A 17,293-nucleotide genomic window follows, 5' to 3' on the forward strand; every position below is an offset into this window, starting at 1 on the left:
ATCTTAATTGTCTAATGAGATTAAAAAAGATGAGAATAGGAGTGTTTGATTTTGAATATTAAAAAAGTAAGTGAGAAGTTTGATTTACCGACTGCGACGTTACGATATTATGAGGAAGTAGGACTTATTCCCACTGTATCACGGAATACAAGCGGGTATCGGGACTATGATGAAATCGATTTAGAATGGGTTAATTTTGCAAAACATATGCGTCAAACGGGGATTTCAATCAACATTTTAAAAGAATATGCTGACCTAACGCAACAAGGTGAGGCCACTGAAGAGCAACGTAAACAGATTTTGATTAAACAGCAACGATTATTAGGTGAACAAATCGCGGCGATGCAAGATACTTATAATTTTTTAGATAATAAAATTGAAACGTACGAAAATCATGTAAAACAGATGTTAAAAATGACCGATAAATAAAAAGCTTGCCTTCAAGTCGACTTGAAGGTTTATTATAAACCTATATTAGATATAGGAGGAACATTTTATAATGATTAAGCAAATTAACTTACGAAAAAAATTCAATTTAAATGAACAAATAACCCTACAAAATAAACTTGTGATGGCACCTATGACAACATGGGCAAGTAACGATGATCAAACAGTTTCTGAAGCAGAAATTAGTTATTACGAACAACGTGCAAAACAGGTCGGAATGGTTATCACAGGTTCGAGCCATGTACAAGAAAATGGTGTTGGATTTGATCATGAAATTGGTGTTTATGAAGATCGATTTATACCAGGTTTGACGAAGTTAGCCACAGCTATTAAGGCCGGTGGGGCAAAGGCCATCTTACAATTAAATCATGCTGGAAATAAGGCATTACCAGAATTAATTACAAATCATGACGTTGTTAGTGCGAGTCCAGTACCAGCACCAAAAACACCATTTGCTCCAGCACAGACACCTCGAGAATTGGCAGAAGAAGAGCTAATACAAGTTATAAAGGCTTTCGGAACAGCAACTAAACGTGCAATTCAAGCAGGTTTTGATGGTATTGAAATTCACGGTGCCCATGGATTTCTAATTCAAAATTTTCTTTCACCACACTATAATCATCGGACTGATCAGTGGGGCGGATCATTAGAAAATAGATTACGATTTGCTATGGCAGTAGTTGATGAAGTTCAACGAGTGGCTGATGAAAATACGACTAAAGAATTTATTATCGGTTACCGAATTACACTTGAAGAACGTGAAACAGATGGTCTTAAATTAGAAGATACAGAAGCTTTGATAACGAATTTAGTTGCTAAACAGGTGAGTTATTTGCACCTTTCGTTGGGTGATGCGTTAACTGATGGTCCAAAGGGTGGTGAACCCTATATTCAAAGAGTTTCTCAACTAGTTAATCAACGGGTACCAATCGTGGCAGCCGGCTCATTAAATACTTTTGATAGAGCAACGACAGCATTAAAATCGGGATTAGATTTAGTTGCTGTTGGGTCAGCATTAGTTGCAAATCCTAATTTGCTAAATCAAGAAAAATGGCAATTAACGTTATCGATGAGTGATCCTAGTATCCCTAAGTTAATGTTAAAAAAAATCCAAGCGCTGGGTAGCACATTTGGATTTACCTTAGTAGATTAGATAATTTATTAAAAACTGTAATATCTGTTGTTGATGATAGGAAAACCTATTACTGGCAACAGATTTTTTATGTTATAAAATTAAAAGTTCAGATTTGTCATTTTAATATATTTAAACAGACACTGGCTTAATTTTTAATTTCTGTTATTATTTAGGACGTTAAGACAAATAATATAGATTGGAGAATGATAACTTATGGAAATTGCAGGATTTGGCGTTGAAGAGTGGTTAAATGTCTATGAATCTAAAGCTACGTATGATATTGCACAAAGAACGGTTTCATCGATGACAATGAACGAATTATTAAATATTGGTCAAGAAAATGGTCAGGATTTTTATCGTGATTTAGATGCACAAAAGATGAATTATGGTTGGATTGAGGGGTCCCCAGCTTTTAAAGCAGAGGTTAGCAAACTTTATAAAGCGGTTTCGCCGGAACAAGTTTTACAAACTAATGGTGCAACAGGAGCAAATCAACTGGCACTATACGCGTTGATTGAACCTGGTGATCATGTGATTTCTATGTATCCTAGTTATCAGCAACTCTATGATATTCCTAAATCATTAGGAGCTGAAGTCGATTTTTGGAATATTTCTGAAAAAAATCAATGGATGCCTGATTTGGATGAATTACGAGCAATTATTCGACCAGATACTAAAATGATTTGTTTAAATAATGCGAATAACCCAACGGGAACAGTAATTGAAACTAAACTAATGACTGAAATCGTTAAAATTGCAAAAGAAGTCGGCGCATATGTATTAGTTGATGAGGTCTATTTACCTTTAGATGATACAACGGACGTAAGTTCAATTGTTGATTTATATGACAAAGGTATTGCGACGAATAGTTTATCAAAAACCTATTCAACTCCCGGTATTAGAATCGGTTGGACGGTTGCTAGTCCAGCTGTTACAGATATTTTTAGAAAATACCGTGATTATACGATGATTTGTGCAGGTGTATTTAATGACCAAATGGCTGTTCATATTTTAAAAAATAAAGAATTAGTATTGGATAGAAATCGACAAATTGTGAAACGAAATTTAAAAATTTTAAGTGATTGGGTGGAAAATGAGCCAGCAGTTAGCTTAGTAGTGCCAAAATCTGTCTCGACTTCATTTATAAAATTTGAAACAATTGAAGATGATGAACAATTTTGTCAAAAATTATTAAAAGATTATGGGGTTTTATTAGTACCTGGAAGCCGATTTGGTGTGCCAGGACATGCAAGATTAGGTTACTGTGCTAAAGAATCCGTTTTAGTAGAAGGATTAAAACGCTTGTCACAAGCATTACATGAATAAGTTTAGTGCATCAAAGAGAGATAAAAAGTAGATTTACAAGTTACTTTTTATCTCTCTTTTTGTGGAAAGTAAAATTAGATGATAAATCAAAAAGTGTGAGCTGGTTCACACTTTTAATGTAACCGATTTCACACCAGAAACTGTAGACTGTTGATATACTCCAAGCGAAACGACCGGCAGAGGAGGGTGTCATGATAAAAATACAGTAAAAGGATAACGCCGCTATCTATTTGGTATAAAACAATTAAAGGAGGAAATTATAATGGATTCAACGACAACAATGGAAAAGGTACCTAAAAAGAAATTTAAGTTAAAAATGCCCGGCGCTTTTGTTATTTTATTTATATTAACGATTGTTGCAGTTATGGCAACATGGATTATTCCAGCGGGCTCTTACTCTAAATTATCTTATGATCAGGCAAGTACGGAATTAAAAATTACCGATGCGCATGGGAATGTAAAAAAAGTTCCTGCGACACAAAATCAATTGGATAAACTTCATGTCAAAATTGATATTAAACAATTTACATCAGGTGGTATTACGGCAGCAGTATCAATACCTAATACATATCAGCGATTGAAGCAAAATCCGGCAGGACCAGCTGATATCACAAATAGTATGGTTAACGGGACAATTGAAGCCGTAGATATTATGGTCTTTATTTTAGTCCTGGGTGGTTTAATTGGTGTTGTTAAAGTCAGCGGCGCGTTTGAATCAGGTTTAATTGCGCTAACTAAGAAAACCAAAGGTCATGAATTTTTATCAATTTTCTTTGTTTCAATTTTAATGGTTTTAGGCGGAACTCTTTGCGGGATTGAAGAAGAGGCAGTGGCCTTCTATCCAATATTGGTACCAGTATTTATCGCGATGGGCTATGATTCGATAGTCTGCGTGGGGGCAATTTTCTTATCCAGTTCTATTGGGACCACATTCTCTACGATTAATCCGTTCTCAGTTGTTATTGCGTCAAATGCAGCCGGAATTGATTTTACGCAAGGTATGATTTGGCGGATTGTTGGTTTGATTGTCGGGTCTATTTTCTTAATTATTTATTTAGGACGTTATAGTAAAAAGGTTAAGGATGATCCAACAGCTTCAATTACTTATGAAGATAGTAAAGACTTTAATCGATTATGGTCAGTATCTTCAGGTGAAGGTGGTAATAAATCAGTTTTCACTATTCGTAAGAAAATTATTCTATTATTATTTGTTGTGACATTCCCAATCATGGTTTGGGGCGTTATGGCAAAAGGTTGGTGGTTCCCAACGATGGCATCTTCATTCTTGGTATTTGCTATCGCCATTATGTTCTTAACAGGTACAGGTCGAGATGGTCTAGGTGAAAAGGGTGTCATTGATGCTTTTGTCAGTGGTGCATCTAGTTTAGTTGGGGTGTCATTTATTATTGGACTTGCCAGAGGGATAAATATCGTGTTAAATCAAGGATTGATTTCAGATACCATTCTTCAATATGCGTCATCTTTAGTTGTTGGCGTAAGTGGACCAATTTTCATAATTATCATGATGGTTATTTTCTTCTTCCTTGGATTTATCGTACCTTCTTCATCCGGATTAGCCGTTTTAGCAATGCCAATATTTGCGCCATTAGCTGATTCTGCAGATATTCCAAGATTTATTGTCGTTTCTGCTTATCAATTTGGACAGTATGCAATGCTTTTCTTAGCACCAACAGGGTTAGTTATGGCAACACTTCAAATGTTAAATATCAGATATTCGCACTGGGTAAAATTCGTTTGGCCCGTCGTTGTCTTTGTTCTATTATTTGGTGGTGCACTCTTAGTATTACAAGTCTTAATTTATTAAAGTAAGAATTATCATAAAAATAATGTACTTTTAATGTTTCTCATTTAATAATTTTAAAAACACGGTAGTGGAAGCGTTTTATAAATGTAATATACGATATTGAACCGTAAGAATCCTCATAATGAGAAATAGTTCACATTATAGGTGTAAGCGTTTACTAATATAGGCTAATTATTCCTGTTATGCTATGCATGTAATAAATATATGGGAGGTAATCATTATGACAAGTCCAGTACACGTAACATCAGAAATCGGAACTCTTAAAACAGTTTTGTTAAAGAGACCCGGTAAAGAAGTTGAAAACTTAACACCAGATATCATGGGTCGTCTTTTATTTGACGATATTCCATACTTACCTGAAATTCAAAGAGAACATGATTTTTTCGCAAAAACATTGCAAGACAATGGCGTTGAAACAATTTATCTTGAAACATTGGCTGCAGAAGCTTTAGATGCAGGAAATGTAAAAGAAGAATTCTTGGAAAAAATGTTAGATGAATCAGGTTTAGTTTCTAGCACACTCCATGCTGCATTGAAAGAATATTTACTTTCAATGGAAACACAAGATATGGTTGATAAAATTATGGCTGGCGTTAGAACAAATGAAATCGATTACAAGTCAAATGCTTTAGTTGATTTAAGTTCTTCTGAAGACTATCCATTCTTTATGGATCCAATGCCTAACCTTTACTTTACACGTGACCCAGCAGCATCAATGGGTGATGGTTTAACAATTAACCGTATGACATTCGCTGCACGTCGTCGCGAATCATTATTTATGGAATACATTATGGAATACCATCCACGTTTTGCTAATAAAGGCGTAAACGTATGGCGTAGTCGTAACCATCTCGACCGTATGGAAGGTGGAGACGAATTAATTTTAAACGACCACGTTCTTGCAATTGGTATTTCGCAACGTACTTCAGCTCGTTCAATCGAAGAATTAGCACAAGTATTATTTGCAAAACACAGTGGCTTTGATAAGATTCTAGCAATTAAAATCCCTAATAACCGTGCAATGATGCATTTGGATACAGTGTTCACAATGATTGATTACGATAAATTTACAATTCATCCAGGAATCCAAGATAATGGCGGAAACGTTGATACATTTATCTTAGAACCAGGTAAAGATAACCACATTAACATTTCACATCGTACAGACTTACAAAATGTCTTACGTGAAGTCTTAAAAGTACCAGAACTTATCTTAATTCCAGTTGGTAACGGCGATGCAGTAGTTGCACCTCGTGAACAATGGAATGATGGTTCAAATACATTGGCAATCGCTCCTAATACAGTTGTAACTTATAATCGTAACTACGTTTCAAATGAAGTCCTAAGAAGTTATGGAATTAAAGTTATTGAAGTTATTTCAGCCGAATTATCACGAGGTCGTGGTGGTCCACGTTGTATGAGTATGCCTATCGTTCGTGAAGACTTAAAAAAATAAAATTTAAAAAAGGTGGAAATTAATATGTCAAACACAGTCTTTCAAGGTCGCAGTCTTTTAGCAGAAAAAGATTTTACTCCAGAAGAATTAGAATATTTAATCGATTTCTCAATTCATTTAAAAGATTTGAAAAAACGTGGAATCCCTCATAAATATCTTCAAGGTAAGAATATTGCCTTACTTTTTGAAAAAAATTCAACAAGAACACGTGCTGCTTTCACAACAGCATCAGTTGATTTAGGTGCTCATCCTGAATTTCTTGGAAAAAATGATATTCAATTAGGTAAAAAAGAATCAGTTGAAGATACAGCTAAAGTATTAGGTAGTATGTTCGACGGTATTGAATTCCGTGGATTCAGCCAAGATGTTGTTGAAGGATTAGCTAAATTCTCAGGCGTTCCTGTATGGAATGGTTTAACTGATGAATGGCATCCAACACAAATGATTGCTGATTTTATGACTGTTAAAGAAAACTTTGGCAAATTAAAAGGCATCACATTAACATACGTTGGGGATGGCCGTAACAATATGGCTAACAGCCTTTTGGTAACTGGATCAATGTTAGGTGTAAATATTCATATCGTTGCACCTGACTCATTACAACCAACTGAAGAAGTTCAAAAATTTGCTGCTGAATTTGCTAAAAAATCAGGAAGCAAGAACATGATTACTTCAGACGTTGATAAAGGGGTTAAAGGTTCAGATATTCTTTACACAGATGTTTGGGTATCAATGGGTGAAGAAGATAAATTCGAAGAACGTATTAACACATTGAAACCATACCAATTAAACATGGACATGGTTAAAAAGACTGGTAATGAAAATATGATCATCATGCATTGTTTACCAGCATTCCATGGCATTGAAACTGAATATGGTAAAGAAATGTTCGAAAAATATGGTGTTAAAGAAATGGAAATTACTGACGAAGCATTCCGTAGTAAATATGCGCGTCAATTTGAAGAAGCAGAAAACAGAATGCATTCAATCAAAGCAATTATGGCTGCAACTGCAGGAAACTTATTCATTCCACGCGTTTAATAACATTATGATAGTTTGTTTTTAACGGTGAAAGTAACTTAACAGGGAAGTGTCTCTGCAAAAAAATAGGCTGTCATTAGGGGGACTAATCTGGAGCAAGACTTTAGATTAGGTCCCTTTTTATTTTTAATAAAGAAAGTAGGCAGTTAAATTATGGACGAAAAACATACAGTTAAAAAAATTAGTTTAATGGCGCTAGTCGCGTTAGTTATTAGTTCTTCTATTGGTGGTGGGGTCTTCGGACTAACCTCTGATTTAGCCAATGCATCTTCACCCGGTCCTGCTCTAATTGGTTGGGTAATTGTCGGAATTGGTATTTTGATGTTATCTCTTTCATTGAATAACTTATTAAATAAAGAACCAGATTTAGAAGGTATTTTTACTTATGCAGAAAAAGGATTTGGACCATTCGCTGGATTCATCAGTGGTTGGGGTTACTGGTTATCTGCTTGGTTAGGAAACGTTGCATTCGCTACAATCTTGATGAGTGCGGTTGGTTACTTTTTCCCTATCTTTAAATCAGGACAAAATCTACCTTCAATTTTAATTGCAAGTATCCTTTGCTGGGGATTAACATACTTTGTTAATCGCGGTATTGAAGGTGCAGCAGCAATCAATGCGATTGTTACGGTCTGCAAATTAATTCCAATTTTTGTATTTATTGTTGTTGCTATATTCTTATTCAAGATCGATATTTTTACAGCTAACTTCTGGGGCACAATGAGTCATAACTTCGTTGTTGGCGATGTCGCTTCACAAATTAAAAAATGTATGATGGTTATGATGTGGGTCTTTGTAGGTATCGAAGGGGCATCAATGTTGTCTTCTCGTGCAGAAAAGAAATCTGATGCAGGTAAGGCTACAATCATTGGCTTAATTAGTTTATTAGTCGTTTACGTTTTAGCTTCAATGTTACCATACGGTATTTTGACACAAGCACAATTAGCTTCAATTCATCAACCAGCAATGTTATATATTGCTGTTGAAATGGTTGGACCAGTTGGTGGTTACGTTATCGGTATTGGCTTAATTGTTTCAATTTTGGGTGCATGGTTATCATGGACAATGCTTCCAGCAGAAACAATGTTATTAATGGCCAAAAGTAAATTATTACCCGGTTACTTTGGTAAAGTTAATGATAAAAAAGCACCAACTTTTGCTTTAATCGTAACAGGCGGATTAGTACAATTATTCCTTTTCACGCTTTTATTCACAGATAAGGCTTATAATTTTGCTTATTCACTATGTACAGCTTCAATTATTGTTTGTTATATCTTAGTTGCGATGTATCAAGTTAAATACTCAATTCAACATATTGATGAAAAAGGCAATAAAGCACAATTAGTATATGGTTTAATTGCGCTATTATTCCAAGTTGCCGGGATTATTATGGCCGGTATCAGTTATTTATTACTCTGTTTAATCGCTTACATTCCAGGGATTTACTTCTATGGGAAAGCAAGAGTAGCACAAGGTGAAAAATTCTTATCAAAAGGCGAAATAGGTATAACCCTGGTTATAATTATTGGTGCTTGCATTGGTATTTGGTTAATTGCTTCAGGAAAAATGGTTGTTTAATAAATAAAAAAATGAGGAGTCGATTAATATGTCAAGAAAAATTGTTATTGCTTTAGGTGGAAATGCTATTTTATCAAAGGATGCTAGTGCTGAGGCACAACAAAAAGCATTGCGAGAAACAGCTGAATATCTTGTTAAATTTGTTGAAAAAGGGGATAAATTAATTATCTCTCATGGTAATGGTCCACAAGTTGGGAACTTATTACTTCAACAAGCAGCTGCAGTTTCTGAAAAGAACCCAGCCTTACCATTAGATACTTGTGTTGCAATGACACAAGGAAGTATTGGTTATTGGATGCAAAATGCATTGGATAATGCATTGGTTGAAAAAGGAATCAATAAAGAAGTTGCAACTATTGTGACACAAGTTATCGTTGATCAAAATGATGCTGCATTTAGTAACCCAACTAAACCAGTTGGTCCATTCTATTCAGAAACAGCTGCTAAAGCAGAAATGGCTGCACATGAAGAGATGACATTTGTTGAAGATGCTGGTCGTGGATGGCGTCGTGTTGTTCCTTCACCACGTCCAACTGGGATTAAAGAATACAAAACAATCGATCAATTAACAGAAAATGGTGTTATTTCAATTTCTGTTGGTGGCGGTGGTGTTCCTGTTGTTGAAGAAAACGGTAAATTACATGGCGTAGAAGCTGTTATTGATAAAGATTTCGCTTCAGAAAAATTAGCTGAATTGGTAGATGCTGATTTACTTATTATTTTGACGAGTGTTGATAATGTTTATGTTAACTTCAATAAACCTAATCAAGAAAAATTAGAACAGGTAACTGTTTCTGAATTAAAAGAATATATCAAAGAAGATCAATTCGCTAAAGGTAGTATGTTACCTAAGATTGAAGCTGCGATTGAATTCGTTGAAGCAAGTAAAAAGGGTCGCGCAATTGTGACATCTTTAGAAAACATCAGTCAATTATTAGATAATGATGCTGGGACAGTTATCGTAAAAGGTTAATAAAAAGCGATAGTTAAGCTGAACTAGCTAACAAAGTTGTAAGGTAAATTGTGGCCAAGGAATATCCATGTTAAAATGATAAAGGAGAGAGTTTAGGGAGTTAGTAATTAGTGGAGGGGATCAAACAATGCAAAAAATTAAAGCAGTACCCCAATATATGCAGTATTTAAGAAAATTATCAGATTTTGAAGCACTTACTGATGAAGAAGCCAATTTACTAATGAACAACATGAGTATCAAATCGTTCCAAAAAGGTCAGGTTCTTTTTGACGAAAATGATCAACGTACACGTTTTTATTTTTTAATAGAAGGCGTAATACGGGTTGAACGATTTGATATTGATGGCGACTTTGGATTTTATTCATATATCAAAAATGACTTAGGATTTCCGTATCGAGGCTTACTAAGTGATAAAAATTACCCTTATTTAGCGAGAGCCATGACGGATATACAAATCGTCTATTTCCCAATGGCCTTAGTTGAACGGATATTGAAGCAAAATATTCTGATGGCTACTCGATCAATAAGGGAGATGTCAACAATTCTAAGCGCTACAGAGAATCAAGTGCAAAGAATGGTAACGTCTAGTGCTCATGATCGAATTGTACAAGCTATCAATATTTTAGCAGAACAATTAGGTGCTGATTTCACAGAAAAGCATGTCGTTATTCCTTATCGTGTCACGATTAAAGAGCTAGCGTTAGTTAGCGGGACTACTCGTGAAACAGCCGGACATGTGATTAAGTGCTTGGCTAAAAATAAGGAAATCATTTTTGAACGGCAGCAATTAACATTGTTGGAAGGTTGGTTTGCTGATCAGAGTTTTGACCGGCAAGAACGCATCTTTAAATTATAATCTGAATAAAAAAATGATCATATGACTTTGGCATATTATGGCCAGGTCATATGATTATTTTTTTAAAATAAAATTGTAATTAAACCGATTGCTAATACTACTTGAACAAGCATAATACCACCAGCATAAAGTAATAAACGCTTGCCTTGACTAAATAGTGATTTTAAATTTAACCGAAGGCCAATAGCAGCTAAGGCGATTATTTCACACCATGTACTTAGAAAATGTGCAGTTTCACCAATTCGTGAAGGTAAAAAATGTAAACTATTAAGGACACAAAGTGTTAAAAATCCAATAACATACCAAGGAACTAAAGTTGATTTTTTTGTTGTTACTTGTGACGCTTTTTGGGTAGGTTGATTCTTGCTGTGTAAATAGCTAAAAATAGTAATAACAAATACTAAACAAATAATTCTTAATATTTTGAACAATGTAGCAGTTACGATGACATCCTGATTTAGCATAGTTGCACTTGCAACTACTTGCCCAACAGATTGCACAGTTCCACCAATTAAGACACCTCTGAAAACATTGTTACCACCCCAGAGGAGGGTTCCAATAATAGGTAATGTTAACATTAAAATGGTTCCCATTAGATTAACTAACGTAATTGAAATTCCAGTTTCTTCATTATCAGCATCAATAACTGGGGCAATTGCACCAATGGCTGATGAACCACAGACAGCATTTCCACCGGCCATTAATAAGTAAGTACCTTCACCAAAGGCTAATTTTTTACCTAGCCAAATTGCAAAAATAATTGTGATACTCATTTGAAGAAAAGTAAAAAGTAAGCCATTTAAACCAATTTCTTTAATACTTTGAAATGTGATAGTCGCACCTAACAAAAGAACTGAGTATTCTAATAAACGTTTCTCAGAAAATTTAGTTCCGGCCGTTAGTGTGGGTTGATGTAGAACAGTATTACCTAAAATGATTCCAATGAATAAAGCAATAGTTGCACCACCTAACATGGGCAACCAAAGTTTAGCAATAAAATAGCTGGCAAGCCCAATTAGTAAGGCAACGATAAATCCTGGTAGTAAGTTAGTTATTTTTTTCAATATGATCATCCTCTCTAAACAATACTTTAACTATAGCTGATTTCTTTTAATTAATAAAATAAATCTTTATAATAAGTACTATTAATAAAACGAATGGAAGTGGTTAATATTTTTAAAAATTTAGAAATTTTTAAATCAGTTTATGAAACAAGGAACTTTACTACTAGTGCGCAACTACTATTTTTATCACAACCAACGATTTCAGTTCAAATTAAGCAATTGGAAGAAACATTAGGTGTTATGTTATTTGAAAGAAATGGCCGACAACAAATTGTACCTACCGAGAGTGGAACGCTACTTTACCAGCAAACACAGCAATTACTAGATTTATGGCAGCAAGATTTATTTGCCTTAAAACATCAAAAAACTGATCAGAAAATTGCCTGTAAAATAGCTGCCTCACACACCACTGCAGCATACTTACTACCTGACCTGTTACGCAAAAATAAGGAATCTCTAAAACGATTAGAATTAGAAGTTAGCGTTCTTAATTCATCACAAATTATGGAACAATTAAAGCAACATAAGTTAGATTTTGGATTTATTGAAAAACCGTTGACTGAGAAGAATATTAAACGTTACTCGTTGACGACTGATCAATTAGTTTGGGCTGGTAATGAGGATGAGCCGTGGTTACTTAGAGAACATGGATCAGGTGTTTATCATTATTCAATTAACTACTTAAAAGCAAATAATTTAACGTTAGAGCACTTCATGACGATTAAAAGTAATTCATTAATTATTCAATTGCTCAGACAAGGTATAGGGCAATCAATTGTTTCACAGACTGCACTGACTGATTACCCAGAGATACCAGTCAAAGTACTATCAAAACAGTATCAGCGTGAATTCTACCTTGTTGGAAGAAACGAACTACCAAAGCCAATTCAAGAATTTGTAACTTGTTTAATAAATGAATCTTCTAAAGTATAGATTAAGGTTATCAGACTTAAGTATAAAATAATTAGGTTAAATAAATTGCTTACTTTTAGTAAGTGTGATAATTTAAGTTTATTAAATAAATTGGGGGTATCAATCATGAACACTAAATTATTAGGATTACATCATATTACAGCTATTACTTCAAGTTCACCAAAAATGTTTCATTTTATGACAGAAATATTAGGATTACATTTAATTAAAAAAACAGTAAATCAAGATGATGTTAGAACCTATCATCTATACTTTACGGATGATATGGGATCGGCAGGAACCGATATTACCTTTTTTGATTTTCCGGGTTTATTTCAAGGCACAAAAGGAAAAAATGGTATTTCGAGAATTGGATTTAGAGTTCCTAGCGATGATGCCCTAGATTTTTGGGCAGAACGATTTGACGATTATGATATTAAACATGATGAAATTGAAATGAATTTTGGCAGTAAAACAATGAATTTTTATGATTTTGATCATGAGCAATATCAATTAATTTCTGACGAACGTAATCATGGTGTGGAAGCTGGGACACCTTAATTATATAGTCCGGTTCCCAAGATGTTCGCAATTAATGGGTTAGGAACAACAATTATTACAGTGGATTATCCAGAACGTATGGATATTGTGTTAAGACAATTATTGGGATTTGATAAAATTGCCACAGAAAATCAACGTACATTATATGAATTGAACGATGGTGGACATGGCGCACAAATTATTATCGAAGAAGACCAAGATTTACCGAATGAGATTCAAGCATATGGAACAGTTCATCATATTGCTTTCAGGACAGAAGATGAAGAGTCATTAAACTATTGGATTGAACAAATACAAAGAGTTGGTATTCGTGATTCAGGTTTTGTTGACCGATTCTATTTTAAATCAGAGTATTTCCGTCCTGGTGAAGGTGTATTATTTGAAATTGCAACGGATGGTCCTGGATTCTTGCAAGATGAAACATATGAAGAAGCTGGTATTCACCTAGAGTTACCACCATTTTTAGAAGACCAACGTGCAGATATTGAAGCTCACTTAGTTAATTTCAATTCAGACAAGAAGTTATAGATATGGCAGAAGCAATTACATCTTATAAAGCTGGTAGGGTTGGCAATGCGACAATCTTAATGTTGCATGGAACTGGTGGAACGGAATCAGATTTACTATCAATTGCAGATTTTTTGGCTCCAGATAGTCCTAAAATTGGCATTCGTGGACGGTTAATAGAGAATGGTTTAACACGCTATTTTGCACATTTACCGGATGGTGATTTCGATTTAAATAGTTTATCTGTAGAGACAAATTGGTTAATGACTGTAATTAATGAGTTAGCTGTGAAGTACGCTTTTGATCCAGAAAAATTAATTGTCCTAGGTTATTCTAATGGGGCTAACGTTGCCTTCCATTCATTATTAACGGAACAGGCACTATTTAAAACAGCTGTTTTACTACATCCTATGGTGTTATCGGAAAATATTAAAGCGACTGTCGACTTAAGTGATATTAAAATTTGGGGTTCATATGGATTTTTAGATCCAATTGTTTCAAAATCAAATTTTGATGAACTAAAGAAGTTTTGTCGAGAATTTAATATTGAATTTACCAGTTTTGAGGCTGAACAATCACATCAAATTTCAGAATTAGAATTACGGAATGCTAAACAATGGTTAGATAAGACCAATAGATTAAAAATTGAGGAATAATATAAGATGATTTCATTTAATAGTAACGAATTATCGGCTAAAAATCAGTACAAATTAATGTCTGGTACATTAATTCCGAGACCCATAGCATGGGTTACTACTGTAAATGAGACGGGACTAATTAATTTAGCTCCGTTTAGTTTTTTTAGTGTTGTATCGGATACGTTGCCATTAATGTCGATATCAATTAATCGACGTAGAAATGGTGAAATGAAACACACCGCGGCTAATTTAGTTAGTTCGAAACAGGCTGTGGTCCAATTACCAACACGTGAATTAATGGAATTTGTTAATCAGAGCGCTGCTAGTTTTGGACTAGACGAGAGTGAAGTTTCCGAATTGAAATTAACAACGGTTCCTAGTAATAAGGTATTGGTGCCAGGGATTGATGGTGTTAAAGCGAGGTTTGAAGTTATATTGAACCAGTATGTTCCTATTATGGATGATGGTAAGATTATTACGGATTTATTTATTCTTGAAGTGGTTTGTTTTCACATAGAAGATGATGTTTTGGATAAAGAAAAAATGTATATTAATGCTAAAAAATTAGATCCAGTGGCGAGGCTGGCTGGACCAGAATACGCTAACTTAGGAGAGCAATATAAATTAATTCGACCAAAATAGTTAATATCAAATTAGTAATTCTTTGATTAGCCATTGTTGTATGGATTGAATAATTATATAGCCGTTATTGACATATAGTAAGTGTTATTGATGACAGTATTTATTATTAAGGGCTACACTACAAGTATAAATAGTATAGGGGGATACAATTATGGGATATCAAGCAAGTCAAGAAGAACATTCGATTGAAATCACCAATGTTCAATCATTAGAAAAATTAGTGGAAGCACGTATGGAAAAGGGTGCATTTGGGTATATTGCTGGTGGAGCTGAGGATGAATGGACGTTACGCGAAAATACAAGTGCATTTAATCATAAGCAAATTTCACCTCGAGTTTTACAAAATATCGAAAATCCGGATTTATCAACAACATTTATGGGTATTGATTTACAAATGCCAATGATAGCAGCTCCAGTTGCGGCACAGGGGCTAGCCCATGAACAAGGTGAAATTGATACTGCTAAGGGGATGGCCGCAGTTGGTTCAATTATGTCGCTTAGTACGTATTCAAATAAAACGATTTCAGAAACATATAATGGAGGAACTGGTGGACCTCAATTTTTCCAATTGTATATGAGTAAAGATGATAAATTTAATCATTTTTTATTAGATCAAGCCAAAGAAGTGGGGATGAAGGCTATCATATTAACAGCTGATTCAACACTAGGTGGTAATCGTGAAGCTGATAGTATTAATAAATTTATCTTCCCTCAACCAATGGCTAATTTAGCTGAATATGGTGAAGGTGAAGGACAAGGAATCGCAGCTATTTATGCTAATGCTAAACAAACATTGAGTTTAGCAGATATTAAGAGTATTTCTGATTATACTGACTTACCCGTTTTCGTTAAAGGTATTCAATCACCATTGGATGTTGATGCTATTATTGAAGCTGGAGCTAAAGGTATTTGGGTTTCAAATCATGGCGGTCGGCAACTAGATGGCGGACCTGCATCGTTTGATGTTCTTGAGTTAATTGCTAAGAAGGTCAATAAACGAGTGCCAATTGTCTTTGATAGTGGCGTTCGTCGTGGTTCACATATATTTAAAGCGCTTGCTAGTGGGGCGGATGTCGTTGCCATTGGCCGTCCAATGGTTTATGGGCTTCATTTGGGTGGTGCGAAAGGCGTTCAATCAGTCTTTGAACATTTAGCTAAGGAATTAACAATTGATATGCAATTAGCTGGAACAAAAACGGTTGATGATATAAAAAAAACGGAACTTATTTAAAGAAAACAATAAGGGGATACAATTATGCTAGTTATTAATTACATTCATGGAGAAGAATTACAAGCAACTTACAAAACAGCTGCTGCTTTTGTTGCGATGATGGAATTAGAAGTACCCGAATTTGAAGATTATTATGAAATTACTAAAGTGACAGAAGCTGGTAAAGAAATCGAATTATCGGATAAAACAATGGGCGGTTTATTTAACTTATTATTAGCACGAGGATAATTTTTATTGATGAAAACGGTTCATTGTTAACTATTGTTAAATAGTAACAATGATGTTAGGCATTTAAATAGTATTTAAGATACTAAAGTATGACCCAATTATATTTCTATTGGGTCATACTTTTTAATTTATAAGAAATACGTTTGTTATTGAACTAGCAAACATAATAAGTCGTTAGTTAATAAGTTCTTTCATATTATTAACTGTTTGGTGCTTCAATTTGTGAGAGAAAAAAATACAGTACTAGAAATATAAAAATAATATCTGTTACTGTATTTAAATCCGATTTAAAAGATTTATAGCATAGAGTATTTTTGTTTCACGTGAAACATTGGATCAATTAAAAAATTGATAAATCAACATACTTATTTTGTAAAACCTTAAAATCGTAGGTTGCTAAATTTTGGATATCTTCTAAACCATCAAACATTGCTGTATAACTTCCAGCAAGCATTAGATTTAAGGGAATACCTTTATTTTGGCGAACTAAAATAACAGGTTTGCGATTGGCATGAGCATAACCACATTCCCAAACAGTACCTGAGTCAGCTTCATCATTGTTTTCTTCCAATTGATAATCAAGAACTGCAACAACGATATCTGCTTGATCAATTTGGCGAATATCATTTTGGAAGGTAGCTGTTTGCCATTCAAATGTGCCGAAGTCCGCATCTGGATATTGAACGTTTCCTGGAAGATGAATTGCATCTGCGTTAATTGTTGGATTTTTACTTAGGAGATCGGCTACCAAATCTAATCGTTCTTTTTGTTCTGGAGTGAAAAAGGGTCCTGCAAGATAAACGCGTTTTTTTGTCATTGTAAACTCCTTTTATATTAATAATGTAAGTATACTAATAATTAAAAAATAAATCA

16 protein-coding genes and 1 pseudogene are annotated in these 17,293 nt (G+C 34.3%); 15 read left to right on the top strand and 2 right to left on the bottom strand.

Annotated elements, in window-relative coordinates:
* Positions 1–51 precede the first annotated feature (51 nt).
* From AC1RPV_RS01650 to AC1RPV_RS01690, 9 genes are all read left to right on the top strand, one after another.
* Complete coding sequence (locus tag AC1RPV_RS01650; RefSeq protein WP_481761107.1) at positions 52–429, top strand: MerR family transcriptional regulator; 378 nt, start codon at positions 52–54, stop codon at positions 427–429.
* 70 nt (positions 430–499) lie between these two features.
* Positions 500–1,600 (top strand): NADH-dependent flavin oxidoreductase, encoded by a 1,101-nt coding sequence (locus tag AC1RPV_RS01655; protein WP_481761108.1) that lies wholly within the window; start codon positions 500–502, stop codon positions 1,598–1,600.
* A 195-nt stretch (positions 1,601–1,795) separates the two neighbouring features.
* Positions 1,796–2,908 (top strand): aminotransferase, encoded by a 1,113-nt coding sequence (locus AC1RPV_RS01660; protein WP_481761109.1) that lies wholly within the window; start codon positions 1,796–1,798, stop codon positions 2,906–2,908.
* 262 nt (positions 2,909–3,170) lie between these two features.
* Entirely contained in the window at positions 3,171–4,733 is a 1,563-nt protein-coding gene (locus AC1RPV_RS01665; protein ID WP_481761110.1) for a YfcC family protein, read from the top strand.
* Positions 4,734–4,953: 220 nt separating this feature from the next.
* On the top strand, positions 4,954–6,189 hold the full coding sequence (arcA, locus tag AC1RPV_RS01670; RefSeq protein WP_409021880.1) for an arginine deiminase: 1,236 nt from the start codon (positions 4,954–4,956) through the stop codon (positions 6,187–6,189).
* Between the two features lie 24 nt (positions 6,190–6,213).
* Positions 6,214–7,230: an ornithine carbamoyltransferase gene (argF, locus tag AC1RPV_RS01675; protein ID WP_481761111.1), complete on the top strand. Its 1,017-nt coding sequence runs from the start codon at positions 6,214–6,216 to the stop codon at positions 7,228–7,230.
* A gap of 153 nt (positions 7,231–7,383) precedes the next feature.
* Positions 7,384–8,808 carry an arginine-ornithine antiporter gene (gene arcD, locus AC1RPV_RS01680; protein WP_481761112.1) on the top strand — a complete coding sequence of 475 codons (1,425 nt, stop codon included), beginning with the start codon at positions 7,384–7,386 and terminating at the stop codon, positions 8,806–8,808.
* Positions 8,809–8,836: 28 nt separating this feature from the next.
* On the top strand, positions 8,837–9,781 hold the full coding sequence (gene arcC / locus AC1RPV_RS01685) for a carbamate kinase (RefSeq protein WP_409021884.1): 945 nt from the start codon (positions 8,837–8,839) through the stop codon (positions 9,779–9,781).
* 127 nt (positions 9,782–9,908) lie between these two features.
* A complete protein-coding gene (locus AC1RPV_RS01690) occupies positions 9,909–10,637 on the top strand; it encodes a Crp/Fnr family transcriptional regulator (RefSeq protein ID WP_481761113.1) in 729 nt (242 codons plus the stop codon).
* Between the two features lie 62 nt (positions 10,638–10,699).
* On the opposite strand, the gene AC1RPV_RS01695 is transcribed toward AC1RPV_RS01690, so the two are convergent.
* Positions 10,700–11,710, bottom strand: coding sequence for a YeiH family protein (locus AC1RPV_RS01695; RefSeq protein WP_481761114.1), 1,011 nt, complete (start codon positions 11,708–11,710; stop codon positions 10,700–10,702).
* 84 nt (positions 11,711–11,794) lie between these two features.
* Here AC1RPV_RS01695 and AC1RPV_RS01700 point away from each other — a divergent pair, with 84 nt between their 5' ends.
* From AC1RPV_RS01700 to AC1RPV_RS01725, 6 genes and pseudogenes are all read left to right on the top strand, one after another.
* A complete protein-coding gene (locus AC1RPV_RS01700; RefSeq protein WP_481761115.1) occupies positions 11,795–12,634 on the top strand; it encodes a LysR substrate-binding domain-containing protein in 840 nt (279 codons plus the stop codon).
* 105 nt (positions 12,635–12,739) lie between these two features.
* A pseudogene (locus AC1RPV_RS01705) lies at positions 12,740–13,702 on the top strand (ring-cleaving dioxygenase).
* A gap of 2 nt (positions 13,703–13,704) precedes the next feature.
* Positions 13,705–14,337 (top strand): alpha/beta hydrolase, encoded by a 633-nt coding sequence (locus tag AC1RPV_RS01710; protein WP_481761116.1) that lies wholly within the window; start codon positions 13,705–13,707, stop codon positions 14,335–14,337.
* A gap of 6 nt (positions 14,338–14,343) precedes the next feature.
* On the top strand, positions 14,344–14,961 hold the full coding sequence (locus AC1RPV_RS01715; RefSeq protein ID WP_481761117.1) for a flavin reductase family protein: 618 nt from the start codon (positions 14,344–14,346) through the stop codon (positions 14,959–14,961).
* A 151-nt stretch (positions 14,962–15,112) separates the two neighbouring features.
* Complete coding sequence (locus AC1RPV_RS01720; RefSeq protein WP_481761118.1) at positions 15,113–16,192, top strand: lactate oxidase; 1,080 nt, start codon at positions 15,113–15,115, stop codon at positions 16,190–16,192.
* A gap of 24 nt (positions 16,193–16,216) precedes the next feature.
* Positions 16,217–16,420, top strand: a complete 204-nt coding sequence (locus tag AC1RPV_RS01725; protein ID WP_481761119.1) for a hypothetical protein — start codon at positions 16,217–16,219, stop codon at positions 16,418–16,420.
* Positions 16,421–16,760: 340 nt separating this feature from the next.
* On the opposite strand, the gene AC1RPV_RS01730 is transcribed toward AC1RPV_RS01725, so the two are convergent.
* On the bottom strand, positions 16,761–17,237 hold the full coding sequence (locus tag AC1RPV_RS01730) for a nucleoside 2-deoxyribosyltransferase (RefSeq protein ID WP_481761120.1): 477 nt from the start codon (positions 17,235–17,237) through the stop codon (positions 16,761–16,763).
* Between the last annotated feature and the right edge of the window lie 56 nt (positions 17,238–17,293).

The sequence above is a fragment of the Dellaglioa sp. CoH-55-MRSF-9 genome (assembly GCF_056782155.1).